Genomic DNA, 22,435 nt, shown 5'->3' with positions numbered 1-22,435 from the left:
TCAGAACTATCAAACCGGAACTGTGGACAGATGAGCGACTCACTGAGTGCTCACTGAGTGCTCGCTTGCTTTTCATCGGCATGCTGAACTTTGCCGACGACAACGGCAATATGCGCCACTCCCCAAAGCGCTTGAAGATGCAAGTTTTCCCTGCCGACAACATTGATACGGCGCCATTGCTTGAGGAGCTGCTTGCTCAAGGAGTGGTAGTTGCCTACTCCGTGAGCGACGAGCACTACCTGCATCTCAAGGGCTTCAAGAAGCACCAAGTCATCAATCGCCCATCAAAGACAGACATCCCTCAACCATCCTTCATTGAGAAGGATGAGACTGATTCAGATGAAGGCGAGGATCACTCACTGAATGCTCATGGAGAAGTCAGTGACGGAAGGGAAGGGAATGGAAAGGAAGGGATTAGAGAAGCTAAAGCTTCTTCGTCGGCCGCTGCGCTGCCGGACTGCCCACATGCCGAGCTGATCGACCTCTTTGCTGCAAAGCTGCCAATGCTGCCTCAGCCAAAGCCTGAGCTGTGGAGCGGGGCTCGGGCGAAAGCGTTGAAGGCTCGCTGGGTCTGGGTGCTGACGGCCAAGAAGCGCAACGGCGATCGCTACGCCACCGACAAGCAATCGGCGATCGACTTCTTCGCCCGCTTCTTCGACTACGTCTCCGGGAGCGACTTCCTGTCTGGCCGCAACGGTCAATGGACGGGCTGCGACCTGGCTTGGCTGGCAAACGAAACCAACTTTGCCAAGGTCATGCAGGGCAACTACGACAACAAGGAGGCCGCATGAACTTCGAAACCATCGACCAGTTGGCGAACCCCGCCGAGCGTCTGAGTTCCATCCAGGTTGAGCAGCGACTGTTGTCCATGTTCATGCTGCCCAACGTGAACCTCGAAGAAGTGGCCGCCGGCGTCACTGCTGATTCGTTCTACTTTGAGCCCAACAAGCACATTTTCTCGGCGATCCAGTCCTTTGCGATCGGCGGCGAAGCCTTCGAGCTGGGCGCGATGCTGGAAAAGCTCAAGGGTGTCGTTGACTTCGTTTACTTCAACGAGGTGGCCAGTTGCAACGACCATGGCACCTACGGGATCTCCCGGCTGGTGAAGCTGCTGCTGGACCTTCAGCGCGCCCGCCAGCTCTACAGCGCGAGTGAACAAGTGTCCGCCCTGGCGTTCGAAGATGGATCGATTGACGATCGCATCGATCGTGCCCAGGCAGTGCTGTCCGGCCTTCAACAGAACGAATCCATTGAGGATTGGGTTGATGCCTACACAGCAGCAATGCAACACACCGCGCTCATTGAGATGCGCGAGCGTGGCGAGGTTGTCGGTTTGGCTTCTGGTCTGAGCGACCTCGATGAAATGTTGGACGGAGGCTTTGTGCGCGGCAATCTGGTGGTGGTGGGAGCCCGCCCAGCCATGGGAAAGACCTCGTTCGCAATGTCGATCGGCCTTCACCTGGCCTCCGAGTACCACACCGGCATGCTGTCCATGGAGATGCCGCATTCTGACCTGCGCGATCGTCAGACGGCGATCCTGGGCCGAATTGCGATCGGCAGCATCAAGCGCCCGAAGAAGGGCCAGGGCTTGGATTGGGATGCTGTTGTCGACGGGGTAGAGCGCTCCCGCCACCTCAAGTGGTACGCCTCCGACAAGTCGGGCCTGAACATCCTGCAGGTTCGATCGATGGCGCGCCGCTTGAAGCGATCGAAGGGCCTGGATGTCTTGATCGTGGACTACATCGGCCTGATGAGCGGCCTGGACCCCAAGCAAGCCCGCGCCTACCAGGTCGAGGAGATCAGCCGGGGCCTGAAATCGCTGGCCAAGGAATTGAACATCGTTGTGGTGTGCCTCGCACAGGTGAACCGCGGCGCTGCAGAGAAGCAGATGCAGCCTCCGGGCCTGCATGAGCTGCGTGATTCCGGCGCGATCGAGCAGGACGCCGACGTGGTGATGTTCCTGCATCGCCCGATCGCAGCGAACCCAAGCCTTGACGCCCAGTGGCAGAACTACGCGGTTTGCCGGGTAGCCAAGAACCGTCAGGGCCGCACCGGTGATGTGCATCTGTTCTTCCATGGTGAATCGACCCGCTTTGAAGCATGGGGCGGCACGCCGCCATCGCTGACTACATCAAGCGCAACCAAGACACACAGGGGAATGGATTGACATGTGCAACCTGCAAACACTGGCAGCTAAAGGACTCGTCCGGCCAAACAACACCGATGGCAAAGCACCACATGGCGCCATGCGAGTTTGGCCCATCGTGGCGGTTCCTGCCACCACACCAAACATGCAACAGCCACCAGGCTGCACCGGTAAATGTGATCAAGGTCAGGGATGCCTGGCTCAACAGGAAGGGGTGAGGGGATGAACTGCAAACCTGGAGATTTGGCCGTGCGTATAGCGGGCCCAGAGGGGGCTTATATCAAGGTCGGCCATGTGATGGTGGTTCTTGAATTGATAGGCGGGTCATCGATTTGTGCACGTACGGGAAAGTTTTGGGATGAAGGAAGTGTTTGGCTTGTAGAGATAAATGGCCGACGCATCGCCCCTGATGGGAATCCATTCGGAGTACCAGATATGTACCTCCGCCCCATCCGAGACAACGAAGGCGAAGACGAAACACTGCAATGGGCGCCAGTGCCAGTGAAGGAGATCGCATGAGCGCACTAGACACCCAAATCGGCGGCGACCACTACAAGAGCATGCCAATCCAGCCCATCGAGGTAATGCGTGAGGTGCTGACCAAGGAGGAGTACATCGGCTTCCTCAAGGGCAACATCATCAAGTACTCGATGCGCGCCGGCAAGAAGGAGGGCGCCTCCGACGACGCGGCCAAGGCGGCGCACTATCGTCAGTTCCTGGCTGAGGCGAAAGGCGAGCCATCCAATGGTTTGCTGGACCTGCCCGTGATCGACATGGGGGCTGGCCGTGACTGAGCCCATTGACCCACAGGCAGCAGTTGACTACATGCTGAAGACGGCGCCACGCTTCGCAAAGGCCCGCGCCGAACGGCTGCACCTCGAAGAATTCCGCAAGTCGAAAAAGGCGCTGCTGATGAAGGATTCGGACGGCAAGACCGTCTCCGAGCGGGAGGCAGACGCTTACGGCCATCCAGATTACTTGGAGGTGTTGGAGGGCTACAAGGTGGCCGTGGAGGCCGAAGAAACCCTGCGCTGGAAGCTAAAAGCCGCCGAGATGCAGGTGGAAATCTGGCGCAGCCAAGAGGCCAGCAACCGGGCAGAGGGGAGGGCGGTGCGATGAGGTTTGATCTTTCAAGGCGATTAGTGCAAGAGGCGGGCGGATTGACCCAGGAAGTGATGAAGCAGGTACTTTATTACGACAAGGTAAGTGGTTGCATGTACTGGCGGCACGCAGCTAAAGGTCGTAAGGCTTGGGCTAAAGCTGGCTGCTCCCGTGGTGATGGGTATACGGTGGTGAGCATCAGCGGAAGATTCTTTTATGCGCACAGGCTTGCTTGGTTGTATATCTACGGAAACATGCCGTCGGGGATCGTCGATCACATAGATGGCAATCCTAGTAATAACTCGATTGGCAACCTGCGCTTAGTTGATAAGCGCGGCAATGCGGAGAACATGCAGCGCGCGACAAGGGCTAGCAAAACGGGATATTTGGGCGTTTATTTGCGGAGCGATACAAGACGCTTTGCCACGCAAATAAAGGCGGATGGCAAGCGCCACAGTTTGGGTTGCTATGCATCTGCGGAGGAAGCGTACGCGGCTTATTTAAAAGCCAAGCGAGAGCTTCACCCCAGGGGGCGCCTGTGAACTGGCTTAGACGGACAAAGTGCCCCCACTGCAAGGCCAAGCTTGAAGCAGGCCAGCGCATCCACCCCGACTGCATTGAGCCGTGGGCAGAGGCCCAGGCCGCCAAGAAGGAGCGAGAGGAGGCCAAGCGCGCACGGGCTGCTGCCAAGGTAGAGCGAGCCGAAACCAAGCGCCGCAAGGAGGCCATCAAGACCATCCCGGAACTGACCCGGGAAGCACAGATTGCCTTCAACGCCTTCATCCGGGCCCGGGACCAGGCCGCAGGCTATCCCTGCATCAGCTCCGGCCGGCCGCTGGACTGGTCGGGGAATGCTGTGGATGCCGGGCACTACCGGTCAACCGGCGCTGCCCCACACCTGCGTTTCAACGAGGACAACTGCCACGCCCAGTCGAAGTTCGACAACCAGTGGCGGGCTGGGAACGTGGTGGATTACCGGATCAAGCTGATCGATCGGATAGGACTGGAGCGGGTAGAGGCCCTAGAGGCTGACAACCAGGTCCGCAAATGGACCCGCCAGGAGCTGATCGACATCCGCGACAAGTACAGAGCAAAGACGAAAGAACTGAAAGGTAGACCATGACAACCATGAGCGAAAAGCTGGCCCAGGAACTAGAGCGGTTTGCTGCTCTTTTACGCAGCGGGGAGTGGGATGCAGAGAAGTGCAGCTGGAGCCCTGAGTACGACACCCAATTAGTTGGTATCCAACTAATTGACGATGCGCCACATAAGCAAAAAACGGAGTTGGTGAGGCAGGAAGTCCAGTTCACCCTGGCCAGAAGCGCAAAGAAAGAGAGAGCCTGATGATTGAAGAACGCTACCTATCCGCATCCCTGGCCTCTTGCCTGGCAGACGAGCCCCACAAGATTGGCCAGGTCGATGTCATCAAGGCCAGCGGCATGAGCCCGCGAAACTTGGCTGCTCACTACCTGCGCTTGATCTCCAAGCCTACCAAGGAAGACATGACCCGGTTCTACGCCGCGCTGCTGCAGCACACGCAGGAGAAGAAGCTGGAAGGCGGCACAGACGCAATCGTGGCGGCCATCGAGTGGCTGGTGGATCCGCGTTGCAAGGTCTGCCATGCAACCGGGGTAGTGGCCAAGGGCGATAAGGAACACACCTGCCCAAAGTGCAAGGGCGAGAAATTCCGCAAGGAGCCGGCCAGCCGTGCAGCCCAGATGCTGATCGACCACGTTCGCACCTGCCGCGCAGCCCATGGCGGCCGAATGTTCAGCCTGCTCAAATAAATCTTGTAACGCAGCGAGAAGTGTGGTAACGTTCGGACTGCGTTATTTTGATGATGAATCAGTTTGGGCTGTGCTTAGGCCTCCCATGATTCAGATAAACCATCCCATGTATTCCATGGCAGGCCTTAGATGGCGGAGCGTTTCCGCTTCTAGGGCCATCACGCAGGCAGATTGACTGGCGCATAGCGTTGCCGGTGCCTTTCGGTACTTTGCGCGCTCCCTGGGAAGTCCTCATCAGTCTGCCTCTGTGATGGTGTAGCTCAACAGGCAGAGCGCCGTGCAATAGCTCGGAAGTTGAGGGTTCGATTCCCTCCGCCACAAGTGGGTGCAAGTCCCAACAACCAGTCCGAGGGGAAGGGCCTCGGCACCAACAACCAGCCTGCCGCCCAAGCGGTGAGCAGGTATCGAGAGCCATTCCCTGTAGTAGGGCGTGGCCCTCGTCGTTTCCAGCTGCAGCAAGCGCGGCCCGCACCCGAGCGGTATGAAGGTGCGGCATCTCCTACTGAGAGCTTCCCAGTGCTTGAAGAAGCGAACAGCAACCCCCGCCCATGAGGGTTGTCTGATGGGGTACGAATACCAAGGCCAGGCGTTAGTCTGGCCCTTCCTTTTTTGGAGCGACTATGTCCCTTGACGCTACGCACTCTCACATTACCAAGCTAGGCCGCATCGTGATTAGCGAGGGCGGTGAGGTGACTGTTCAGGGCTTCGAGGGTGAAGGTTGCTCATGCCGTGATCTGGCAGCGCAGGCCTGTATCTACGGTGCTCGGGTGCTCATGGAGCAGGCCCTGAAAGTTATTGAGCAGCCTGGCCGCAACAAGGTCACGGTTGACTGATTTACGCCGTGTGCCCGAGAGGTTGAAGGGTGACTAGATCAAAAGGACTGACGGGGCGACTAGAGCCAATGCGTCGGTCTTCCTGGGTTCGAATCCCCGCACAGCAGCCCAGGTAGGCAAATCCGCCTGGGCCTACATTCCAAGGCCAGTCAAGTGATTTAGTAGAGAGCGAAGGACTTGATGCCGCGTCGCTGTAACTCAGCAAATAAATCGTCGAGTGAGTACGCTGAAAGCGGAAATTCGGTCGCACCTGCTACTGCCCCTTGCGGCAGCAAAGTCTTGACTAGGGTTGGCTCAATGGCGCCTAGAGCCTGCAGCAAAGCGCGATGTGTTGCGGGTTTAGGAACTGACATGCCGGTGATATACCTGCCGATATTGGCGGGTGTAATGTCGGCGAGCCTAGCGAGGGCTGTTTTGTTTAGTCCTCGCTCGCTCATTGCTTCTGCAAGGCTAGCTCCAAAGTCTGGACTGTCGGGCGTCTGAAGGGGCATGTTCGCTCTCGTAGTGTTGTTGAGGCATGTATCGTACTTGAGATTTATCAATCCTACAAGATACTTTATGATAGTTGTTTTGGCGGCGGCCTCAAGCCTTGTTTGTTCCTTTGCTACGGGAGACAGTCATGAAAATACATCAACCCCCACGCAGCCCGATGCAGGCGCTGATCAAGGCCATCTACGATGTGCGGCCGCCAGTGCTTAAGGGCATGAAGATTGACGACGAAGGTCGGGGCATAGAGGTCGTGAGCCTTGAGGTCGCGCTGACCCCTGAGTTGGTGCAAGCATGGGGCGAGCACTGCAAGGAGATCAAATGAGCCTAAGACGAAAGATAGCCCTGTGGCTGTGCCCTGAGTTGGCTGGGCCTGTGGCTGAAACCGCTTTGCCTTTCCCGCATGCCCAGCACAAGGGCAGAGCAGAGGCGTGGGCCGACAGCGTGAATGCAATAGCCAGACAGAGCATGGAGAACGCCATCCATGCCGGAGAGCGCATCATCCCGCCGGCGGATAACAAGGCCCTGTGCGAAGCCCTCAAGGCAAGCCAACACGCAAGCGATGCATCTTGGAAGGCAGAGGTGCTTGAGCAGCTGAAGGCCATGAATGCCACGCTCACCAGCGTCACAGAGGGTGGCAACGCCATGAAGGTGACCATCCTCAAATAACCATTTACCGCAGGGCAGGCTCTCCGCACACGCGACCTACACACTTGGAGCCTAGCCCCTGCGACCCGATAGGAGAGAGCCATGATCAAGGATCAGATTCAGGCCGAGGCCGACAAGGCAGCAAAGGCAATCCATGAGGCCCTGGCCGAGTTCCACCGGGTCACTGGCCTGGAGGTGAAGGCTGAGGCCGGCTGGTTCTCATCCCAAAAGTTCAGCGCAGACAACCTGGGCGAGTACACCATCAAGCGTGAACTTCGTGCAGTCGTTGAGGTGGTGTGCGGCGCATCTTCAGTGTCAGGGGCTCGCGTGGTGGTGAATTAAGTGGCGCCCGACAGGGCCCATATTGGTAAGAACCCGCACTGTTCTTGAAAATGGATTATGCCGCCGCATATCTTCTCTGCCAACGTTGGCGGATGAGGAGTGGGTATGCTGGATAGCAAATACGTTTCGAAAGCTCTTTCAAGAGGCTACCTAAATATGGGGCGGCAAGCGAGCAATGCGCAGTTGGAGCGGTTTTTAGACCTCTTGAAGGCGGGCGAGGAGTTGCTGGCTGCAGATGGAATTACCCTCGAGCACGAGGCGCAGGTTGGGTGCGAATTTGAAATTCGTAGTCCAGTTGGAACCGTTTGGGCGGAAAGAAAAAGCTTCCTCAACGGCGATGCTATAGGCGCAGCGATTGTGTTTTTTTGCGACAGCTCCACAGGGCGCTCTGCCAACACGGTATTTTTGGGGTCGGTTCGACTCTATGACAACAAAAATTGGGTATTCTCGAAAGACATTGAGATAACAGACCATTACGGTCAAAACACTACAGCATCCGTTATTCAAGTCATTCAGTTGGCGCTAGGGCGGAAGCTGCAGCACGACCACGAAATCGTGATGCAATGAAGTGCTTTTAACTAACGCGCCGCCCTCGGGCGGTTTTGTTTTTATGGCAGCGCTAATTCCCAATTTTGGTTATCACGCCCTGCCGGCTGCTCGCAATGATCTTCTTGGCTTGCTCTGCTGAGACTACTTCATGCGGCCAGCGAAATGACGTATAGAGAAAATCCGGGCCGCCCTCGCGGTCTGTAATTTTCGCGTGAATGTGAAATAGCGTCCCAGCAGGCTGAGAGTCCCGCATTTTTGAAGAGCACTCTACCTTCATGCCTGTGTCTACACCTTGACCTGGGAGCGGCCTAGCGCGGAGTGATTTAGAGGATTGCTCGCCAATGGCTTGGTAGGTTTCCACCACGAAAGAAGAGTAAGTCACTTGGATCCGAACTTGAAGAGATGAAAGGCCCGCCATGGCAACAAAACCGGCGCAAGGCAAGCCGGTTGCCAAGCAGGCAGGCGGACGACCTAGCAAATATAAGCCAGAGTATGCAGGCCAAGCCAAGAAGCTCTGCATGCTTGGGATGACAGACAAGGAAATGGCTTCGTTCTTCGGCGTGGCTGAGAGCACTTTCAACCTTTGGAAGACCGTTCATCCCGAGTTTTCGGAGTCCCTAAAGGGCGGCAAGGACCTGGTCGATGCCGAAGTGGCGGCGAAGCTGTTCCACCGTGCAATGGGGTATGAGCACGAGGATGTGCATGTCAGCAATTACCAGGGGGTGATAACGGTCACGCCTCTGGTCAAGCACTACCCACCAGACACGACGGCTGCGATCTTCTGGTTGAAGAACCGCCAGCCGCAGAGGTGGCGCGACAAGCCAGACGAGGCTGGAGAGGGCGAGAACGCCCAACCCGTGCCAGTCAAGATCGAAGTGACAGTAAAGGACGCAAGAAAGCATGCCGAGCCTGAACATTCCGCAGGCTCGGTTCCTGGAGCTGCCTCATAAGTACCGCGCCTATGTTGCCGGGTTCGGCTCGGGCAAGACCTGGGCCGGCTGCGCTTCGACGTGCCGGAATGCCTGGGAGTGGCCCAAAGTCAACCAGGGCTACTTCGCGCCGACCTATCCGCAGATCCGGGACATCTTCTTTCCGACGATTGATGAGGTGGCGTTTGACTGGGGTTTGAAAGCGGACATAAAAGAGGCGAACAAGGAAGTTCACCTGTTCAGCGGCTCGCAGTACCGGACGACGATCATCTGCCGGTCGATGGAGAAGCCTTCCAACATCGTGGGCTTCAAGATCGGTCACGCGCTGGTTGACGAGCTGGATGTAATGCAGGCGGTCAAGGCTGAGCAGGCCTGGAACAAGATCATTGCCCGGATGCGCTACAAGGTGGACGGGCTGAAAAACGGGATCGATGTGACGACGACGCCTGAGGGCTTCAAGTTCGTCTATCAGCGGTTCCACAAGCAGCCACAAGAACGCGCTGCGCTGGGCAAGCTGTATGGGATGGTGCAGGCCAGCACGTTCGACAACGCGGCCAACCTTCCTGATGACTACATCCAGTCGCTGTATGAGAGCTATCCCAAGCAGCTGATCGACGCTTATCTGCGCGGCCAGTTCACCAATTTGACGGCGGGCAGCGTTTACCCCGACTTTGACCGCCGGCTTAACCACTCCAATGCATCGCTGCAAGCTGGTGAGCCTGTCCTGATTGGGATGGACTTCAACCGCCTGGCTATGGCTGCGGTGGTCTATGTTTTACGCGACGGCTGGCCGGTGGCTGTGGATGAGATAACGGACGGCCGAGATACGCCGTACATGGCCAGGCTCTTCAATGAGCGCTACAAGGCCAAGGGTCACACAGTGCAGGTGTTTCCTGATGCTTCCGGGCAGAACGCGAGCAGTAAGAACGCAACCGAATCGGACCTGAGCATCCTGAAGGCGCATGACCTGACAGTGCGGGTGAACTCAACCAACCCCGCTGTCGCGGACCGTGTGAACGCAGTGAATGCCCTGATCCTGAACGGAGAGGGCGAGCGGCGCTACCTGGTCAACACAGACCGATGCCCGAAGCTTACCGATGCGCTGGAGCAGCAGGCCTACGACAAGAACGGTGTTCCAGACAAATCAAGCGGCGTGGACCACGTTATCGACGCTGCAGGGTATGTGATCGCCAATAAGTGGCCGATTGTCAAACGAACCGCCAAGGTAGAGACATTCCGCTGGTAAGGAAAACATGACAGCTATCAACCAACAAAACGACACGGTCAAGCGGATGGCTGAAGCATGGGCGGTGATTGACCCTCTTATGGGGGGCACTCAGGCTATGCGGAAGGCGGGCAAGACCCTGCTGCCGCAACAGCCCCGTGAAGATGCCGAAGACTATCAGTACCGGCTGAAAACATCGACCTTATTCCCTGCGTTTGGGCGCACAGTCGGCGTGATGACGGGCAAGCCTTTCGCGAAGGAACTGACTCTTGGCGAGGATGTTCCTCAGCACATCAAAGACTTGTCCCAGGACATCGATGGCGAGGGCCGTAGCCTTCATGCGTTCAGCGCAGACTTGATGAACGAAGCGGTGGCATTTGGGTTTGGCGGCATTCTCGTTGACTACACCCGTACAGAGGGACAAGCACGCACACAAGCAGATGAAAAGGCGCTCGGCGCTCGGCCGTATTGGGTGCATGTAAAGCATCACCAGCTCCTGGGCTGGAAAACCGGTCTGGTGAACGGAAAGCCTGGACTGCTTCAGCTTCGAATTCTTGAAACCGCCGAGGTCGATGACGGCCCCTATGAAGTGAAGGTTGTAAACCGTGTCCGTGTGTTGACGCCAGGGCACTGGGAGATCTGGCAGGAAGACACGGGTGGTTGGGCACTGCTAGAACAGGGCACAACGACTATCAGGCGCATTCCTTTCGTGCCGATCTATGGCATCCGCAAGGGGTTCATGTGGGGCACTCCGCCGCTACTGGACCTGGCGCACCTAAACGTGAAGCACTGGCAACAACAATCTGACCAGGATGACTCTGCCCGGTTCGCCCGCAAGCGTTTATTGGTATTTACCGGAGTCAATGATGGTGAGCTAGCTTCTCCTTCAGCTGGATCGGCATACGCGCTGCGATTTGAAAATCCGGAGGCTAAGGCTGAGGTGATTCAAGGCTCCGCCGAATCAGTGACGGTTGGGCGCTCAGAGCTCGACTCGCTTGAATCGCAGATGGTCCAAACTGGTGCTGAACTCCTAACGGCTAAGCCTGGCCAGCGCACTGCGACTGAAGCGGCAAATGATGCTGAGGCCAACAAGAGCGACCTCCAGCGCATTGTCGAATCGTTTGAGGACTCATTAGACCAAGCATTGCAGTTCACCGCTGAATGGCTCGGCCTCCCTCAAGGGGGCCATGTGTCGCTGTTCAAAGACTTCGCAGCCGGCTCACTGTCTGAGGCAACAGCTCAGCTCATCTTGAGCTTCCAGCAGGGTGGACTCATTACGAAGCGGCAGGCCCTGATAGAGGCTCAGCGCATTGGCGTTGTGTCCCCAAACTTGGATCCTGAGGCGGAAATCGCTGCGGTCGAGGCTGAAGGGCCAAGCCTGGGGAACATGAATGGCTACGGTGAATGAATTGATTCGGGACGAGATGATCCGGCACGCGACCGCGCTGGATGGATACTCTAACAACGTCGTGGCCAGGATCATGGCGATCTTGAATCGCTCAAATGCGCGCATGGCTGCTGAGCTCGCTGAGATTCTGGCGGGCGTTGATGGACCGAACCTCAAGGTTGAGCGCTTGACTTCGATGCTTGCTAGCGTGCGATCGATGATCGCTGGCGGCAATGCTGAAATGGGCGAAAAGTTGCTGAACGAATTGAAGGTGTTCGTTGACTACGAGACGGCGTATCTGAATCAGATGCTGCTCAGCTTTACGCCGGCATCGGTCCACATTGCCTCCGTGTCCACGGCCGCAGTCTACTCGGCCGCGATGTCCCGACCATTCCAAGGCGTGCTGCTAAGGGAAGTGTGGAAGGACTTGGCAGCGCAGACCTTCAAGCAGGTTCGGCAGTCGATTGCTCAGGGCTTTCTTGAAGGCAAGACGACAGACCAGATCATTCGCGAGTTGCGCGGCACCAAGGCGAAGGGTTACGCTGATGGCTTGTTGCAGAAGTCACGGCGCGATGTCGAGGCTGTTGTGAGAACGGCGCTTGGCCATGTAGCTGGGAATGCCCACGACGCTTTCTACGTCAAGAACTCCGATGTGCTCAAGGGCTTGAAATGGTCTGCCACCCTGGACCTGCGGACAACGCCGGAATGCCGGATCCGCGACGGCAAGCTCTACACGCCCGAGACGCACAAGCCGATTGGGCACGAGATCCCCTGGGGCGCTGGGCCTGGAAGGTTGCACTGGCGGTGCAGGTCTGCTTCCATCCCAGTGGTGAAATCCAACAAGGAGTTGGGGATTGACCTGCCAGACCTGGAGCTGCGCAACAAGAGTAGGGCGAGTATGGATGGCCAGGTGCCACCTGACACGAGCTATGGGGACTGGCTCAAGAAGCAGTCAGCCGCTCGCCAGGATGAGGTGCTAGGCCAAACGAGAGCGCGACTTATGCGTGACGGAAAACTTGATCTTGCGGACATGTACTCTCACAAGGGCGTGTTTCTGACACTGGACGAGCTTCGGCAGCGGGATAAGCGGGCTTTTGAATTGGCTGGTCTTTGAGTAGACTTGGCCGGTGACCAAACTATCCATCGTTCCACCCCGAGAGCAGACGCCGGCAGAGAAGCTACAGCAAGTGGTTAAAAGCTTGCCGCTACCTGATGGTGTGCTCCAGTGCAAGAAATGCGGCGGGACGACCATGATGACGACCACCGTAGGCGCAAAGTTGGATGAGAAAGGCCACTATAAGCGTGGGACTGTTTGGCATGACCGGGTTTGCTACCAATGCCATATGCAGGGTATTCATTCCTTCATGTTGCCTGACGAGCCGCGCATAGTGAAGGAGCGGAAGCCGAGAACGCCGAAACCGAAGGCAGTCCACGCGAAGTAACTGAGCTTACCAAGGCTCAGTTGAAGGTCAAGCCTTCTTCACGAACGCGGATTTGAGCTGCATGCTGCCGATGCCGTCTATGCGGCAGTCAATATCATGATCGCCTCCGATCAGTTTGATGTTGCGAACTTTGGTTCCAACCTTGACGACCTGCGAGGAGCCCTTGATTTTCAGGTCTTTGACGACTGTTACGGAGTCTCCGTCTTGCAACACATTGCCGACAGCGTCCTTAATAACAATAGCGGATTCTTCTGCTTCTTCATTGGCCTCGGACGACCACTCATGGGCGCAATCTGGGCAGATCAACAAAGCGCCATCAGCGTAGACAAACTCTGACTTGCATTTGGGGCAAGGCGGCAATGTGGACGACATAGTTACTCCCGGAAAAACTTGAAGTCCAGCATTCTAGTTGCGACCCATCTGGATCCTTTAGTCACCATTCGGACCAAATAGGTCGATCACTTTTATTCAGCCGCCATGGAGCAATCCAAGGCGGCTTTTTCATGCCCAAAACAAGGAAGTGGAGTAGGGCGTCCAGCCGAGGAATCGGCAACCGTACTGAGGCTGGAAAGCCAAGGAAACAGCAAAAATGAAACTGAAACTGAACGATCAAGGCAATGTAGTTGTGCAAGACGGCAAGCCCGTTTATCTGCATGACGATGGTAAGGAAGTCGCATTCGATGCGCCGGCTGCAGTGAGCAAGATCACTTCACTCAATGCTGAGGCGAAAACCCATCGCGAGGCCAAGGAGGCTGCGGAGGGCAAGCTGAAGGCGTTCGAGGGGATCGAGGACGGCGAAGCAGCGCGCAAAGCTCTGGAAACCATCAAGAACATTGATGAGGGCAAGCTGATGGCAGCAGGCAAGGTCGAAGAGATCAAGTCCGCTGCTCAGAAGGCTGCTCAGGAGCAGGTTGCAGCTGCAAGCAAGGCGCACGCCGAGGAATTGGCTCGCACCAAGCAATCGCTGGACAAGATCACAAGCGACCTCTACGCAGAAAAGATCGGCGGTAGTTTCAACCGCTCCAAGCTCATCTCTGAGCGCTTCGCAATTCCCGCTGACCTGGTGCAAGCCCGGTTTGGCCAAGCCTTCAAGGTTGAGGAAGGAAAGATCGTTGCCTACGACCAAGCCGGTAACAAGATCTTCAGCCGCTCTCGGCCGGGAGAACTCGCAGAGTTTGACGAAGCGCTTGAGGCCCTGGTGGACCAGTACCCATACAAGGAGCAAATCCTCAAGGGCACAGGTGCATCTGGCGGCGGAGCAGGTAGCAGTAACAACGCTGGCGGGCAAAACAAAGCAAAGGGCAATTTCGGCGGATCTCGCACAGAGCGGGCAGCCGCTATTGCCAACCGTTTCCCTGAACTCTCGAAAGGCTAACTATGTCTCTCTCCCAAATGCAGGTGTTTAACCAATACATCATGCCTGCCACCATCGAAACTCTCGCTCAGATGGTCCAGCAATTCAACCAGGCCAGCGCCGGTTCTATTCGCCTGACCACTGAAGGTTTCGATGGCGACTTCCTGCAGGAGTCCTTCTTCGCAGCTATCCACAGCGCGCAACGCCGCGTTGACCGCTATGCCACCAACGGCAACGCAACGCCTACCGATCTGACCCAGCTCAAGCACAGCTCGGTGAAGGTGGCCGGTGGTTTCGGTCCTATCCGCTTTGAGCCTTCGCAGCTGACCTGGCTCAACAAGCCAACCGCGGAGGGCATCGAGGTCGCCTCGCGCAACTTCGCTGAGGCACTGATGGCAGACCAGCTCAATACCGCCATCGCCGCTCTGGTGGCCGCTATCAGCAACAACACCGCCGTGAGGAACGATGTCTCTGCGACGGCTGGCATCAGCTATGTTGCAATCAACGAGGCTCATGGCAAGTTCGGTGATCACAGCGGCAACCTGGTCGCTCAGATCATGAACGGCGTCACGTATCACAAGCTGATTGGTGCCAACCTGACCAACACGCAGCAACTGTTCCAGTCCCAGAACGTGCGCGTGGTTGATATCTTGGGCAAGGCGGTGGTGGTGACTGATGCTCCGGCGCTATCTGTTGCTGCTGCATCTCCGGCACCCGCCAAACTGAACGTGCTCTCGCTCACTGAAGGTGCTGCGACGGTCTCAGATGGCGGCGACTTGATCTCTAACATCGAGACCAGCAACGGCAAGGAGCGCATCGAGACCACCATGCAGGTGGACTACACGTTTGGTCTGGGCCTCAAGGGCTACACCTGGGATGAGGTGAACGGTGGCAAATCGCCGAGCGATGCGGAGATCGGCACAGGTGCCAACTGGGTCAAGAGCGCCACCAGCAATAAGCACACCGCTGGTGTCATCACTATCGGCGACGCAGCCAAGTAATTGAAGGGGGCTCCGGCCCCTTTCTCTTTGGAGAAACCATGACCGAAAAGATCGCATACGAGAAGCATCCTGTGTCGCCTGAGCGCAAGGCCGAGCTGCGTGCCCAGGGCTTCAAGATCATCGACGCCGTGTTCAAAACTGAAAGCTACGAGAGCCCCGTGGATGACGACACCGATAGCGCCAAGAAGGCCACTGTCGCCGAGCTGCGTGCAGCACTGGAGACGGGCGGCGTCGAGGTTCCCGATGGCGCCAAGAAGGCCGACCTGCTAGCACTGCTGGCAGCATTCGAGCGCTCCGGCTTGACTGGGGATCAGTGGAACAATCTCGATCCTTTGGATCAAGCCAACCGCATCGGAGCCTAGGCCATGCTGGTAGTCGCTCCACAAGATGGCTATGACTCACTGGTGACGCTGGCTGAGGCGCAGAATTATATGGAGCGCATGGGCTACGACTGGCCGGCTGATGAGGCCAGGCAAGAGATTGCTCTGCGGCGCGGCACGCAGTATGTCGTGACCATGTACAGCATCCGGCCTGAGTTCCTGGACCCGGTCGCAGATGCCTTGAAGCACGCCACGTGTGAGGCCGCGCTACGGGCAGCCGATGGCTCTCTGTTCTCCGATGTAGACGCGCAGGCAGTCACCGAGGAATCGGTGGGGCCGATCACCACCAAGTACGCACAGCCTGCAAACGGCGGTCAGAAGCGCTTCGGCGTGATTGATGCCTTGATGCGCGGTATGACGACTGGTGGTGTGGGCCAAGTTAAGTTCGTGAGGGCCTAGATGGCTGTGATTCCATTCAATCGCTCCGCGCCTGACGTACAGCACGGCGCAGGGCAAGCCTTTTGTCTTGGTTGCGGGCATGAGTGGACAGCTGTAGCTCCGACGGGCACGACTCAACTGGAGTGTCCCTCCTGCAAGGCGCATAAGGGGCGCTGGATGTTTGAGTTTGCGCCGGGCGAAGGTCAGATGGTGAGGGAGTGCGACTGTGGAAATCAGTTGTTCTACCTGACGCCTGACGGCCACATGTGCGCCAACTGTGGGATCTACCAAGGGTACTGATATGGCCAAGTTCGACTACTCCCGCCCAGCCTCGACTGCCAAGCGGTTGTTGGATCGCTTCGGCCAGGCAGGGGCGATCTCTCGCTCCACGCCAGGTGGCTATGACCCAGAAACTGGCCCGACCGATCCTGTGGAGCTGCAGTCACCATGCACTGTCGCGCTTCTGGAGTTCGACAACAGGCAGATCGACGGGGAGCTGGTCAAGATCGGAGACCGTCGTGCCTTGATCGCTCCAGATGCCACGTTTGAACCCGATGCAGGTGATGTGCTGACCGTGGCCTCAGAAACCGTTCAGGTGGTCCGAAACAGGCCACTGAAGCCGGCCGGCGTCATCGTCCTGCATGACTGCATAGTGAGGACCTCATGAGCTTTGCTGATGACCTTGCCAAGTACTGCCAAGCTGCCGGGGACAAGGTAGACCAAATGGTACGTGATACTGCCATCGGACTGCAGGCCAGCATGATGACCAAGTCTCCAGTGGATACCGGGCGCTTCAAATCGAATTGGCAATGCGGCCTTGGGGGCATGAATCCCGACACTACGGCAGCTGCTGGAAGCGATGCACTAGGCCGCACCGTGGTCGTGCTGCAGGGCTACAAGCCTGGGCAGACCATTTGGCTGACGAACAATCTGCCTTATGCAAAGCGCCTAGAAAACGGCTGGTCTCAGCAGGCCCCAAGCGGCATGGTCCGCCTGACGGTCCAAGACTTCAAATACGCGGTCAAGCGCGCAGCGGATGCAATGAAATGACCCTCTCGCAAATCAAAGCACTACTGGAGTCCAAGCTGCTCGCCATGCCTGGCGTGCTGCCCACGGCCTTCGAGAACGTGCCATTCAAGCCGCCAGATGGCCCATATCAAGTCTGTTATCACCTGGTGAATAGTCCGGTGGACCTGGGCATAGAGGGGACGCTGACGGAGGAGCGAGGCATCTTGCAGATCACGCTTCGCTATCCAGAAGGGAAGGGCCGGCAGGTGACTGATGCCATGGCCGACCAGCTCAAGCAGCACTTCAAACCAGCCCAGATCATTCCTGGCCCGGGATTTCGCATCGAACTGAACAAGACCCCGTCTGTGTCGTCTGGAATGCCTGATGAGGGCCGCTGGACTATCCCTGTCTCCATCTTCTGGGAGGCGTTCCCGTCATAGGGCGCGTCGCCAAAACCTAATGCCACCGAGAGGTGGTTTTTTTGTGCCCGATGAGGGCGAAACCTAGCCGCGAAGCATGTGCCGAGCGGCTTTTTTCATTTCTGAAAGGCCCATATGGCACGTACTCCAACCGGCACGATTACCTCCGTTGCCACCGCGCTCTCTACCTCAAAAACGATCAGTGGCATCTCCAATGCTGTAGAAGCTGTTGTCAGCTCTGTCGGTCACGGCTTTGCCAATGGCGACATCGTCCTGATCCTCTCGGCCTGGGGCCGCCTGAACTTCCGCGCGTTCCGCGTCAAGGGCGTGACCACCGACAGCTACACGCTGGAACGTGGAGACACCACGAACACCGAGTTCTTCACGCCTGGTCAAGGCGCAGGTTCGGCGCGCAAGGTCAGCACCTGGGTGGATCTGGACCGCACCATGAACCACGCCACCAGCGGCGGCGATGCCAAGACCGTGAACGTGAAGTTCATCGAGTCGGACAACGAAATCGTTCTGAACGACGGCTTCAACGCTGTGCAGCGTACCTTCGACATGGACGCCGACATGATCGGCTCGCCAGCCTATGAAGCGCTGCGCATGCTGTCCGACACCAACGCTGACACCGTGGTGCGTCAGCGTGCAAAGACCGGCGCTCTGTCGCTGATCCCCGCCAAGGTGTCGTTCAACGAAGAAGAAACCCTGACCGAAGGCCAAGCCGTCGTGGTCAAGGGCACCTTCAACGCTCAGAACAAGTCCACGCGCTACCCAGCGTAACCCGGGCATTCTGCCCAAACCCTCTGCACCGACGCAGCCGCTTCGCTCCTTCAGCGGGGCGGGCGGTTGCGCACGGGCTTAACTTCTCCCGCTGAAAGACAAGACTATGGCAAAGCAAAAAACTGTACCCGTGACCAGCCTGAAGCTGATGGCTGGCAAGCTGCCGACCTTCCCGCTGACCGTCACAGTGAAGAACTTGGATGGCGACGAATTCCCCATCGTGTTCACCGCGAAGGCTCAAAAGAAGAGCGAGTGGGCCGCAATCCGTGATGCGCATCGCAAAACCGTCGATGGCGAAGACTCGCCCGCCGAAAAGGCTGAGTTCTCTTTCGAGGACCTGGTGAAGGATGGCATGCGCCACGCGGCCGAGACGGTTGCCGGTGCTGTGAGCGGCTGGAACCTGGAAGACGAGTTCACCGTGGACAGCCTGATCGTGCTGGAAGACCAATGCGGCGGCTCGCTGGCCAAGGTGCTGAACAAGTACGACGCCGCACTGTTCACCGGCCAACTGGGAAACTAAAGCAGATAGCTCGATCCCTGTTTGAGCCCCCTGTCACTGAGGCAGAGGCTCAAGCTGCAGGGTTCGAGCTAGAGGACTACCCAGAGCCCGAAATCATCGAAGTCTGGCCCGACAACGAAGCCGCGCTGGACATCGCGATGATGATCGGCACCCGGTGGGTCTACCCAGCAATGGGTGGGGTGCCACTGGGTGTGCGATGGGAGGCCATGTACCCACTGATGGACCGCAAGGCCTCAGGAGAGGCCTGGAATGAGCTGCATGAATACATGATGGTCATTGAGGCTGAGGCGTTGGCGACACTGCGCGAATTCGCACCGAAGGCGACAAAGAAATGACCTCAGCAAACGGGAATTTTCTCCGAGGAGGCTACATGCGGCACAATCAGACCATCATGAGTGAAGTCCTATCACCTCCAGAAATCCGCAATGCCCAGCTATTGGCAGTTGCATCCATTGGCACTGATGGAGGTGGTAGTTCAGGCTTTTCTTTAGAGCTTGAAACCGCACTCGCAGCGTTGAGGAGTGCTGAGGATAAGCAGGAGATTGAGCGTTTGGGTCAATATGCTCGCTATCTGCTTAGCGTGAAATTGCCGCGCTTTCATCGGGATTGGGTGTACTCGCTTGCTGATCTGAAAGACCTCTTGGCTGCCATCGACTTCTTGCAGGCAGGTCTGCAGTACTCCGTAAAGCCTTCTCTTACTGGGAACCCGGCAGTCCTTGAAATTGCGAGAGAGGTAAAGTCTGCAGCCACAAAGCTATTCGATTACTCTGAAGAAATGCGATGGGCTGTAATGAGCGCCCAGGCCGAAATGGAGATCGAAGCAGGCAAGTCTAGGAGCTTCGGTAGCCTCGACGCGGCTATTAACTTTCTGAAGAGGAAAGTTTAGCAATGGTTGTGCGTGGCGGGTTATCGGTGAAGATGTCGGACCGATTCATGAAGGACTTTGAGTCCTTGTCGCCAGACTTGAAGCTCTGCGCTATCGAATGTTTAGAGGATTTTGGGCGAGAGTTCTTGCCTAATGCTCGCAGACCTCATTCAGTAACATCGAAGGGCGTTAAGCCCACAATCTTCACAATGGACGTTACGCGCAATAAATCGCATAAGCTGAGCTACTTGGTCAAGGGAAATGTAGCTTTCTTACTTCGGCTGGATACCCATCGGTCAATCGACAGGGATCCTGGCTATACAGATGCAAAACTTGCTACAGTAGATGTATGAGTATGTTAATACTTCTTAGGTAAGGGGTCTTGAATAAGTTCTGTAAAATAATCAGGAACATCGTCAGCCATTATTTCAATTTCTTGGGTGGCAAAGTCAACTACGCCTGTTATATTCATGCCATCTGTAGCAATTGAAACATCGCTGATGTGATTTATACCTGCGCTTTCGAATTTTTTGCGGACTAATTCGTCCTCAATTGATTTCTTTTCAAATCTCCCGCTAAGCTTGGTCATTTTGTATGCCAAATCCAGGTGGAATTTATTAGAGATATCATTTCCTTTTGAATCGTGCACGCTATCGCAAAGAAGTTTGCCGTGATACGTTGGGACAATTTTTTTTAAGTCGCTATCCTGCATTGCTAATTCATAAGCATCAGTTTCGAATTTAAATACCTGTTCTATATGATTGCGCGAAACATTGCTCTTATTTTTGAAAACCTTGATTGCAAAACCCTCGTCATCGAAGAATACGCACCCAAATGATCCGCATTCATAGTAATTAATCTTAACCTCATCGGAAATCCATTGCGATTCTCTTTGTACAAGTTTAGTCATGTGTTTCTGGGTAGGGTAGGCTAGATATCACTCCTGATCATCAGATCCACTAGGGTTTCAGGAGAGATTTTCCAATTTAGTAAAGTTACTATTGTATGGCTCGCTTCGGCGGGCCTTTTTCATGGGCTCACGCATTTCGCGGGCAAAACTTCAACATAATTAAATTACAATCATTGTGGTAAATGTTTTGTGTTATTGCTGTTAATTTCGATTCCATATAAGGTCGTCACACGCAGATGGTTGATTTTATTTTGCGAAGCGATCGATTTTAAAGCTTTTTTGGTTGTTTCATATATCCGCGTATACTTCTCTGTCTCTTTATCATCATTGCCCAAAAGCTTGCCAAAGAAAAGAAGCCCATTGCTTATTTTTTTAAACATGTCATCTGGATTTGTTAGCATCCACTCTTTTAATTCATCCTCTGTAATAGATGAAAGATAGGCAACATTTTCTGGGCTTATATCCCTATTTGTGCAGATGGCAGATATCACTTCATCGATGTTCCTGGAATCATTTTTTTTAAGTATTTTTTCTATTGCTTCTCTTAGTGGTAGAAAGCGGATTTGAGAGACTTCTTCCTTGTGCATGGTTTCTAATTTTTGTTTGTGCAATAACACATAATTAGTAATTGAGTTGGTTATATCTCCGCCTAAATTTTGAATTATTTCAATCGACGATGAAAATTGGTTCAATTCAATTTGTTTGATGTTTTTGGCGACAGAGGTTTCAAACTTATCCAGGATGGATGTACCGTCATCATTAAATGAGGAAGAGTACTCGCTCCATATTTTGCTCAACTCCTCGTGCGCTCTGAGTACTTCAATTTTTGATTTGAGATTGGTCACTTCTGCTTTCGCGGCATCCATGTCTAAGTAACCTTTTTCGAGATACTCTATAATAAAGTCACTAAATATTGATTTATTAATATTTAATTCTCGTGAAATGGCTGAGTATCGATTGTCTTCTTCCGATGAGTTATTGGGGAGGAATCCCTCCCATGGATTGCTTCTTAGTCTCTTCTTAAGAAGTTCGTAGTTTATGGCTTCAGTGGGCATGTAGTGTGCCCAAACAATTATGGCGGCATGGGTGCTAAATTCTTTAAAAATAATTGGGTCAGATTCCAGTAGTGCATCCTTGAAGTAATCCATTACCCTTTTTAATTTTTTTAGTACTCGAATATTTGTAATCTTTAGAACTTGGGTAATCGAGGCAATTTGCTGGAACTCTGGAAGATCAGCGGAAAATACGGCTGATAATGCGTCAGTATGACTGGGGTCGTATTCTATTTCTATATCTACAACTTTTTCACGGTATTGTTGGAATTCTTCTTCATCATCCCTGGTTAGCGATTTATCATTGAACAATATAATTGCTTTGCATTGCTTCTGGGTCGCTAACTCATCGATGAGACCCATAATTTCTCGGATGGACAGATCTTTACTTTTGCGCTCAAGATCGTCTATGCAAATCAAATATTTATTAACAAGTTTATATTCCAAAGTGGCGATCAGACCGGAGAATTTATCAGTGTATGGTGCTGATTTTGCTATGCTGCTTATCCAGCCTAGCATTGGGAAACCTTTTGTTTTTACTGTTGTGGGTTGTAGCCATGGTGCAAGGTTTAAAAGACGAGTTGATTCTGAATATGTCTTTTCAAATTCTTTCTTCAATCTGTCCTCGCTCGTAATCAATCTGCCTGCTTGGAATATTGAAGCGCGCACTTCAGATAGCGATGATTTGCCAAATAAAGAAATATAGCTATAAGCCACTTGCTTAATCTGATTCTCATCTTTTCGGTTGCTGAAGTAATTTGACCAGAAATAAGTTTTTCCTACTCCCCATCCTCCCCGAATTACCAGTACTCTATCATCTCCGTTTAAGAATGCATCTAAAGCTTCAGTGACTTTTGAAGGTGTCATTTTTATCTGTTGGGTAATAATGA

The 22,435-nt window shown here is 54.9% G+C and carries 32 protein-coding genes and 1 pseudogene; 29 read left to right on the top strand and 4 right to left on the bottom strand.

Annotated features, from left to right (window positions below; translation table 11 throughout):
- Positions 1-65 precede the first annotated feature (65 nt).
- From WH303_RS12905 to WH303_RS12860, 10 genes and pseudogenes are all read left to right on the top strand, one after another.
- Positions 66-791 carry a hypothetical protein gene (locus WH303_RS12905; protein WP_339518953.1) on the top strand — a complete coding sequence of 242 codons (726 nt, stop codon included), beginning with the start codon at positions 66-68 and terminating at the stop codon, positions 789-791.
- A complete protein-coding gene (locus WH303_RS12900) occupies positions 788-2,167 on the top strand; it encodes a replicative DNA helicase (RefSeq protein ID WP_339518951.1) in 1,380 nt (459 codons plus the stop codon). Before WH303_RS12905 ends, WH303_RS12900 begins: the two co-directional genes overlap by 4 nt.
- 494 nt (positions 2,168-2,661) lie before the next feature.
- Positions 2,662-2,940 carry a DUF3310 domain-containing protein gene (locus WH303_RS12895; RefSeq protein WP_339518950.1) on the top strand — a complete coding sequence of 93 codons (279 nt, stop codon included), beginning with the start codon at positions 2,662-2,664 and terminating at the stop codon, positions 2,938-2,940.
- Positions 2,933-3,265, top strand: coding sequence for a hypothetical protein (locus WH303_RS12890; protein WP_339518949.1), 333 nt, complete (start codon positions 2,933-2,935; stop codon positions 3,263-3,265). Before WH303_RS12895 ends, WH303_RS12890 begins: the two co-directional genes overlap by 8 nt.
- A gap of 41 nt (positions 3,266-3,306) precedes the next feature.
- On the top strand, positions 3,307-3,789 hold the full coding sequence (locus WH303_RS12885; protein ID WP_339518947.1) for an HNH endonuclease: 483 nt from the start codon (positions 3,307-3,309) through the stop codon (positions 3,787-3,789).
- Complete coding sequence (locus tag WH303_RS12880; RefSeq protein ID WP_339518946.1) at positions 3,786-4,370, top strand: recombination protein NinG; 585 nt, start codon at positions 3,786-3,788, stop codon at positions 4,368-4,370. Before WH303_RS12885 ends, WH303_RS12880 begins: the two co-directional genes overlap by 4 nt.
- On the top strand, positions 4,367-4,591 hold the full coding sequence (locus tag WH303_RS12875; protein WP_339518945.1) for a hypothetical protein: 225 nt from the start codon (positions 4,367-4,369) through the stop codon (positions 4,589-4,591). Before WH303_RS12880 ends, WH303_RS12875 begins: the two co-directional genes overlap by 4 nt.
- Positions 4,591-5,034, top strand: a complete 444-nt coding sequence (locus WH303_RS12870; protein ID WP_339518944.1) for a hypothetical protein — start codon at positions 4,591-4,593, stop codon at positions 5,032-5,034. Before WH303_RS12875 ends, WH303_RS12870 begins: the two co-directional genes overlap by 1 nt.
- A gap of 248 nt (positions 5,035-5,282) precedes the next feature.
- Positions 5,283-5,355: pseudogene (locus WH303_RS12865) on the top strand.
- A 299-nt stretch (positions 5,356-5,654) separates the two neighbouring features.
- Positions 5,655-5,867: a hypothetical protein gene (locus WH303_RS12860; RefSeq protein ID WP_339518943.1), complete on the top strand. Its 213-nt coding sequence runs from the start codon at positions 5,655-5,657 to the stop codon at positions 5,865-5,867.
- A gap of 158 nt (positions 5,868-6,025) precedes the next feature.
- Here WH303_RS12860 and WH303_RS12855 read toward each other — a convergent pair whose 3' ends face one another.
- On the bottom strand, positions 6,026-6,358 hold the full coding sequence (locus WH303_RS12855) for a helix-turn-helix domain-containing protein (protein ID WP_339518942.1): 333 nt from the start codon (positions 6,356-6,358) through the stop codon (positions 6,026-6,028).
- 128 nt (positions 6,359-6,486) lie between these two features.
- Here WH303_RS12855 and WH303_RS12850 point away from each other — a divergent pair, with 128 nt between their 5' ends.
- The 8 genes from WH303_RS12850 (at position 6,487) to WH303_RS12815 (ending at position 12,547) form a co-directional block, all read left to right on the top strand.
- The gene (locus WH303_RS12850) at positions 6,487-6,678 is read left to right on the top strand and encodes a hypothetical protein (protein WP_339518941.1); all 192 of its coding nucleotides are present in this window, start codon (positions 6,487-6,489) and stop codon (positions 6,676-6,678) included.
- On the top strand, positions 6,675-7,022 hold the full coding sequence (locus WH303_RS12845; protein WP_339518940.1) for a hypothetical protein: 348 nt from the start codon (positions 6,675-6,677) through the stop codon (positions 7,020-7,022). Before WH303_RS12850 ends, WH303_RS12845 begins: the two co-directional genes overlap by 4 nt.
- An 81-nt stretch (positions 7,023-7,103) precedes the next feature.
- The gene (locus WH303_RS12840; protein WP_339518939.1) at positions 7,104-7,343 is read left to right on the top strand and encodes a hypothetical protein; all 240 of its coding nucleotides are present in this window, start codon (positions 7,104-7,106) and stop codon (positions 7,341-7,343) included.
- A gap of 105 nt (positions 7,344-7,448) precedes the next feature.
- The gene (locus tag WH303_RS12835) at positions 7,449-7,910 is read left to right on the top strand and encodes a hypothetical protein (RefSeq protein WP_339518937.1); all 462 of its coding nucleotides are present in this window, start codon (positions 7,449-7,451) and stop codon (positions 7,908-7,910) included.
- 398 nt (positions 7,911-8,308) lie between these two features.
- Complete coding sequence (locus tag WH303_RS12830; RefSeq protein ID WP_339518935.1) at positions 8,309-8,842, top strand: helix-turn-helix domain-containing protein; 534 nt, start codon at positions 8,309-8,311, stop codon at positions 8,840-8,842.
- Positions 8,793-10,067 carry a terminase large subunit domain-containing protein gene (locus tag WH303_RS12825; RefSeq protein WP_339518933.1) on the top strand — a complete coding sequence of 425 codons (1,275 nt, stop codon included), beginning with the start codon at positions 8,793-8,795 and terminating at the stop codon, positions 10,065-10,067. The genes WH303_RS12830 and WH303_RS12825 overlap by 50 nt, the downstream gene beginning before the upstream one ends.
- Before the next feature lie 7 nt (positions 10,068-10,074).
- Positions 10,075-11,454 carry a DUF4055 domain-containing protein gene (locus tag WH303_RS12820; protein WP_339518931.1) on the top strand — a complete coding sequence of 460 codons (1,380 nt, stop codon included), beginning with the start codon at positions 10,075-10,077 and terminating at the stop codon, positions 11,452-11,454.
- Entirely contained in the window at positions 11,438-12,547 is a 1,110-nt protein-coding gene (locus WH303_RS12815; RefSeq protein WP_339518929.1) for a phage minor head protein, read from the top strand. Before WH303_RS12820 ends, WH303_RS12815 begins: the two co-directional genes overlap by 17 nt.
- A gap of 355 nt (positions 12,548-12,902) precedes the next feature.
- On the opposite strand, the gene WH303_RS12810 is transcribed toward WH303_RS12815, so the two are convergent.
- A complete protein-coding gene (locus WH303_RS12810) occupies positions 12,903-13,247 on the bottom strand; it encodes a zinc ribbon domain-containing protein YjdM (protein WP_116924375.1) in 345 nt (114 codons plus the stop codon).
- Positions 13,248-13,464: 217 nt separating this feature from the next.
- Between WH303_RS12810 and WH303_RS12805 the strand changes: the two genes are divergently transcribed.
- The 11 genes from WH303_RS12805 to WH303_RS12755 all read left to right on the top strand — a co-directional run bounded on the left by WH303_RS12805 (position 13,465) and on the right by WH303_RS12755 (position 19,604).
- Entirely contained in the window at positions 13,465-14,250 is a 786-nt protein-coding gene (locus tag WH303_RS12805; protein ID WP_339518928.1) for a DUF6651 domain-containing protein, read from the top strand.
- A 2-nt stretch (positions 14,251-14,252) separates the two neighbouring features.
- Positions 14,253-15,230 (top strand): major capsid protein, encoded by a 978-nt coding sequence (locus WH303_RS12800; RefSeq protein ID WP_239808869.1) that lies wholly within the window; start codon positions 14,253-14,255, stop codon positions 15,228-15,230.
- A 38-nt stretch (positions 15,231-15,268) separates the two neighbouring features.
- Complete coding sequence (locus WH303_RS12795; RefSeq protein ID WP_339518925.1) at positions 15,269-15,592, top strand: HeH/LEM domain-containing protein; 324 nt, start codon at positions 15,269-15,271, stop codon at positions 15,590-15,592.
- A 3-nt stretch (positions 15,593-15,595) separates the two neighbouring features.
- On the top strand, positions 15,596-16,009 hold the full coding sequence (locus tag WH303_RS12790) for a DnaT-like ssDNA-binding protein (RefSeq protein ID WP_339518923.1): 414 nt from the start codon (positions 15,596-15,598) through the stop codon (positions 16,007-16,009).
- A gap of 280 nt (positions 16,010-16,289) precedes the next feature.
- Positions 16,290-16,655, top strand: coding sequence for a hypothetical protein (locus tag WH303_RS12785; RefSeq protein ID WP_339518922.1), 366 nt, complete (start codon positions 16,290-16,292; stop codon positions 16,653-16,655).
- A complete protein-coding gene (locus WH303_RS12780) occupies positions 16,652-17,038 on the top strand; it encodes an HK97 gp10 family phage protein (RefSeq protein WP_339518920.1) in 387 nt (128 codons plus the stop codon). Before WH303_RS12785 ends, WH303_RS12780 begins: the two co-directional genes overlap by 4 nt.
- Positions 17,035-17,436 (top strand): phage tail terminator-like protein, encoded by a 402-nt coding sequence (locus tag WH303_RS12775; protein ID WP_339518918.1) that lies wholly within the window; start codon positions 17,035-17,037, stop codon positions 17,434-17,436. Before WH303_RS12780 ends, WH303_RS12775 begins: the two co-directional genes overlap by 4 nt.
- Positions 17,437-17,550: 114 nt before the next feature.
- A complete protein-coding gene (locus WH303_RS12770) occupies positions 17,551-18,198 on the top strand; it encodes a phage tail tube protein (protein ID WP_339518916.1) in 648 nt (215 codons plus the stop codon).
- Between the two features lie 106 nt (positions 18,199-18,304).
- Positions 18,305-18,718 carry a phage tail assembly chaperone gene (locus tag WH303_RS12765; protein WP_339518914.1) on the top strand — a complete coding sequence of 138 codons (414 nt, stop codon included), beginning with the start codon at positions 18,305-18,307 and terminating at the stop codon, positions 18,716-18,718.
- Entirely contained in the window at positions 18,646-19,053 is a 408-nt protein-coding gene (locus WH303_RS12760) for a DUF1799 domain-containing protein (RefSeq protein ID WP_339518912.1), read from the top strand. The genes WH303_RS12765 and WH303_RS12760 overlap by 73 nt, the downstream gene beginning before the upstream one ends.
- Before the next feature lie 56 nt (positions 19,054-19,109).
- Positions 19,110-19,604 (top strand): hypothetical protein, encoded by a 495-nt coding sequence (locus tag WH303_RS12755; RefSeq protein ID WP_339518910.1) that lies wholly within the window; start codon positions 19,110-19,112, stop codon positions 19,602-19,604.
- A gap of 337 nt (positions 19,605-19,941) precedes the next feature.
- Here the strand turns inward: WH303_RS12755 and WH303_RS12750 are convergent, their stop codons facing one another.
- Positions 19,942-20,493: a hypothetical protein gene (locus tag WH303_RS12750; RefSeq protein WP_339518908.1), complete on the bottom strand. Its 552-nt coding sequence runs from the start codon at positions 20,491-20,493 to the stop codon at positions 19,942-19,944.
- Positions 20,494-20,663: 170 nt separating this feature from the next.
- Positions 20,664-22,412 (bottom strand): P-loop NTPase fold protein, encoded by a 1,749-nt coding sequence (locus WH303_RS12745; RefSeq protein WP_339518906.1) that lies wholly within the window; start codon positions 22,410-22,412, stop codon positions 20,664-20,666.
- Positions 22,413-22,435: the final 23 nt, after the last annotated feature.

It is taken from the genome of Comamonas sp. MYb69 (assembly GCF_037479315.1).
In the GTDB taxonomy this organism is placed as follows: domain Bacteria; phylum Pseudomonadota; class Gammaproteobacteria; order Burkholderiales; family Burkholderiaceae_C; genus Comamonas.
This window is presented reverse-complemented; position numbering and strand designations above follow the sequence as displayed.

What these genes read in the sequence shown, in the direction of transcription:
- WH303_RS12900 (WP_339518951.1), top strand. Translation starts at nt 788, where the DNA reads ATGAACTTCGAAACCATCGACCAGTTGGCGAACCCCGCCGAGCGTCTG.
- WH303_RS12895 (WP_339518950.1), top strand. Translation starts at nt 2,662, where the DNA reads ATGAGCGCACTAGACACCCAAATCGGCGGCGACCACTACAAGAGCATG.
- WH303_RS12875 (WP_339518945.1), top strand. Translation starts at nt 4,367, where the DNA reads ATGACAACCATGAGCGAAAAGCTGGCCCAGGAACTAGAGCGGTTTGCT.
- WH303_RS12870 (WP_339518944.1), top strand. Translation starts at nt 4,591, where the DNA reads ATGATTGAAGAACGCTACCTATCCGCATCCCTGGCCTCTTGCCTGGCA.
- WH303_RS12860 (WP_339518943.1), top strand. Translation starts at nt 5,655, where the DNA reads ATGTCCCTTGACGCTACGCACTCTCACATTACCAAGCTAGGCCGCATC.
- WH303_RS12855 (WP_339518942.1), bottom strand. Translation starts at nt 6,358, where the DNA reads ATGCCCCTTCAGACGCCCGACAGTCCAGACTTTGGAGCTAGCCTTGCA.
- WH303_RS12850 (WP_339518941.1), top strand. Translation starts at nt 6,487, where the DNA reads ATGAAAATACATCAACCCCCACGCAGCCCGATGCAGGCGCTGATCAAG.
- WH303_RS12845 (WP_339518940.1), top strand. Translation starts at nt 6,675, where the DNA reads ATGAGCCTAAGACGAAAGATAGCCCTGTGGCTGTGCCCTGAGTTGGCT.
- WH303_RS12840 (WP_339518939.1), top strand. Translation starts at nt 7,104, where the DNA reads ATGATCAAGGATCAGATTCAGGCCGAGGCCGACAAGGCAGCAAAGGCA.
- WH303_RS12835 (WP_339518937.1), top strand. Translation starts at nt 7,449, where the DNA reads ATGCTGGATAGCAAATACGTTTCGAAAGCTCTTTCAAGAGGCTACCTA.
- WH303_RS12830 (WP_339518935.1), top strand. Translation starts at nt 8,309, where the DNA reads ATGGCAACAAAACCGGCGCAAGGCAAGCCGGTTGCCAAGCAGGCAGGC.
- WH303_RS12825 (WP_339518933.1), top strand. Translation starts at nt 8,793, where the DNA reads ATGCCGAGCCTGAACATTCCGCAGGCTCGGTTCCTGGAGCTGCCTCAT.
- WH303_RS12820 (WP_339518931.1), top strand. Translation starts at nt 10,075, where the DNA reads ATGACAGCTATCAACCAACAAAACGACACGGTCAAGCGGATGGCTGAA.
- WH303_RS12815 (WP_339518929.1), top strand. Translation starts at nt 11,438, where the DNA reads ATGGCTACGGTGAATGAATTGATTCGGGACGAGATGATCCGGCACGCG.
- WH303_RS12810 (WP_116924375.1), bottom strand. Translation starts at nt 13,247, where the DNA reads ATGTCGTCCACATTGCCGCCTTGCCCCAAATGCAAGTCAGAGTTTGTC.
- WH303_RS12805 (WP_339518928.1), top strand. Translation starts at nt 13,465, where the DNA reads ATGAAACTGAAACTGAACGATCAAGGCAATGTAGTTGTGCAAGACGGC.
- WH303_RS12800 (WP_239808869.1), top strand. Translation starts at nt 14,253, where the DNA reads ATGTCTCTCTCCCAAATGCAGGTGTTTAACCAATACATCATGCCTGCC.
- WH303_RS12795 (WP_339518925.1), top strand. Translation starts at nt 15,269, where the DNA reads ATGACCGAAAAGATCGCATACGAGAAGCATCCTGTGTCGCCTGAGCGC.
- WH303_RS12790 (WP_339518923.1), top strand. Translation starts at nt 15,596, where the DNA reads ATGCTGGTAGTCGCTCCACAAGATGGCTATGACTCACTGGTGACGCTG.
- WH303_RS12785 (WP_339518922.1), top strand. Translation starts at nt 16,290, where the DNA reads ATGGCCAAGTTCGACTACTCCCGCCCAGCCTCGACTGCCAAGCGGTTG.
- WH303_RS12780 (WP_339518920.1), top strand. Translation starts at nt 16,652, where the DNA reads ATGAGCTTTGCTGATGACCTTGCCAAGTACTGCCAAGCTGCCGGGGAC.
- WH303_RS12775 (WP_339518918.1), top strand. Translation starts at nt 17,035, where the DNA reads ATGACCCTCTCGCAAATCAAAGCACTACTGGAGTCCAAGCTGCTCGCC.
- WH303_RS12770 (WP_339518916.1), top strand. Translation starts at nt 17,551, where the DNA reads ATGGCACGTACTCCAACCGGCACGATTACCTCCGTTGCCACCGCGCTC.
- WH303_RS12765 (WP_339518914.1), top strand. Translation starts at nt 18,305, where the DNA reads ATGGCAAAGCAAAAAACTGTACCCGTGACCAGCCTGAAGCTGATGGCT.
- WH303_RS12760 (WP_339518912.1), top strand. Translation starts at nt 18,646, where the DNA reads ATGCGGCGGCTCGCTGGCCAAGGTGCTGAACAAGTACGACGCCGCACT.
- WH303_RS12755 (WP_339518910.1), top strand. Translation starts at nt 19,110, where the DNA reads ATGAGTGAAGTCCTATCACCTCCAGAAATCCGCAATGCCCAGCTATTG.
- WH303_RS12750 (WP_339518908.1), bottom strand. Translation starts at nt 20,493, where the DNA reads ATGACTAAACTTGTACAAAGAGAATCGCAATGGATTTCCGATGAGGTT.
- WH303_RS12745 (WP_339518906.1), bottom strand. Translation starts at nt 22,412, where the DNA reads ATGACACCTTCAAAAGTCACTGAAGCTTTAGATGCATTCTTAAACGGA.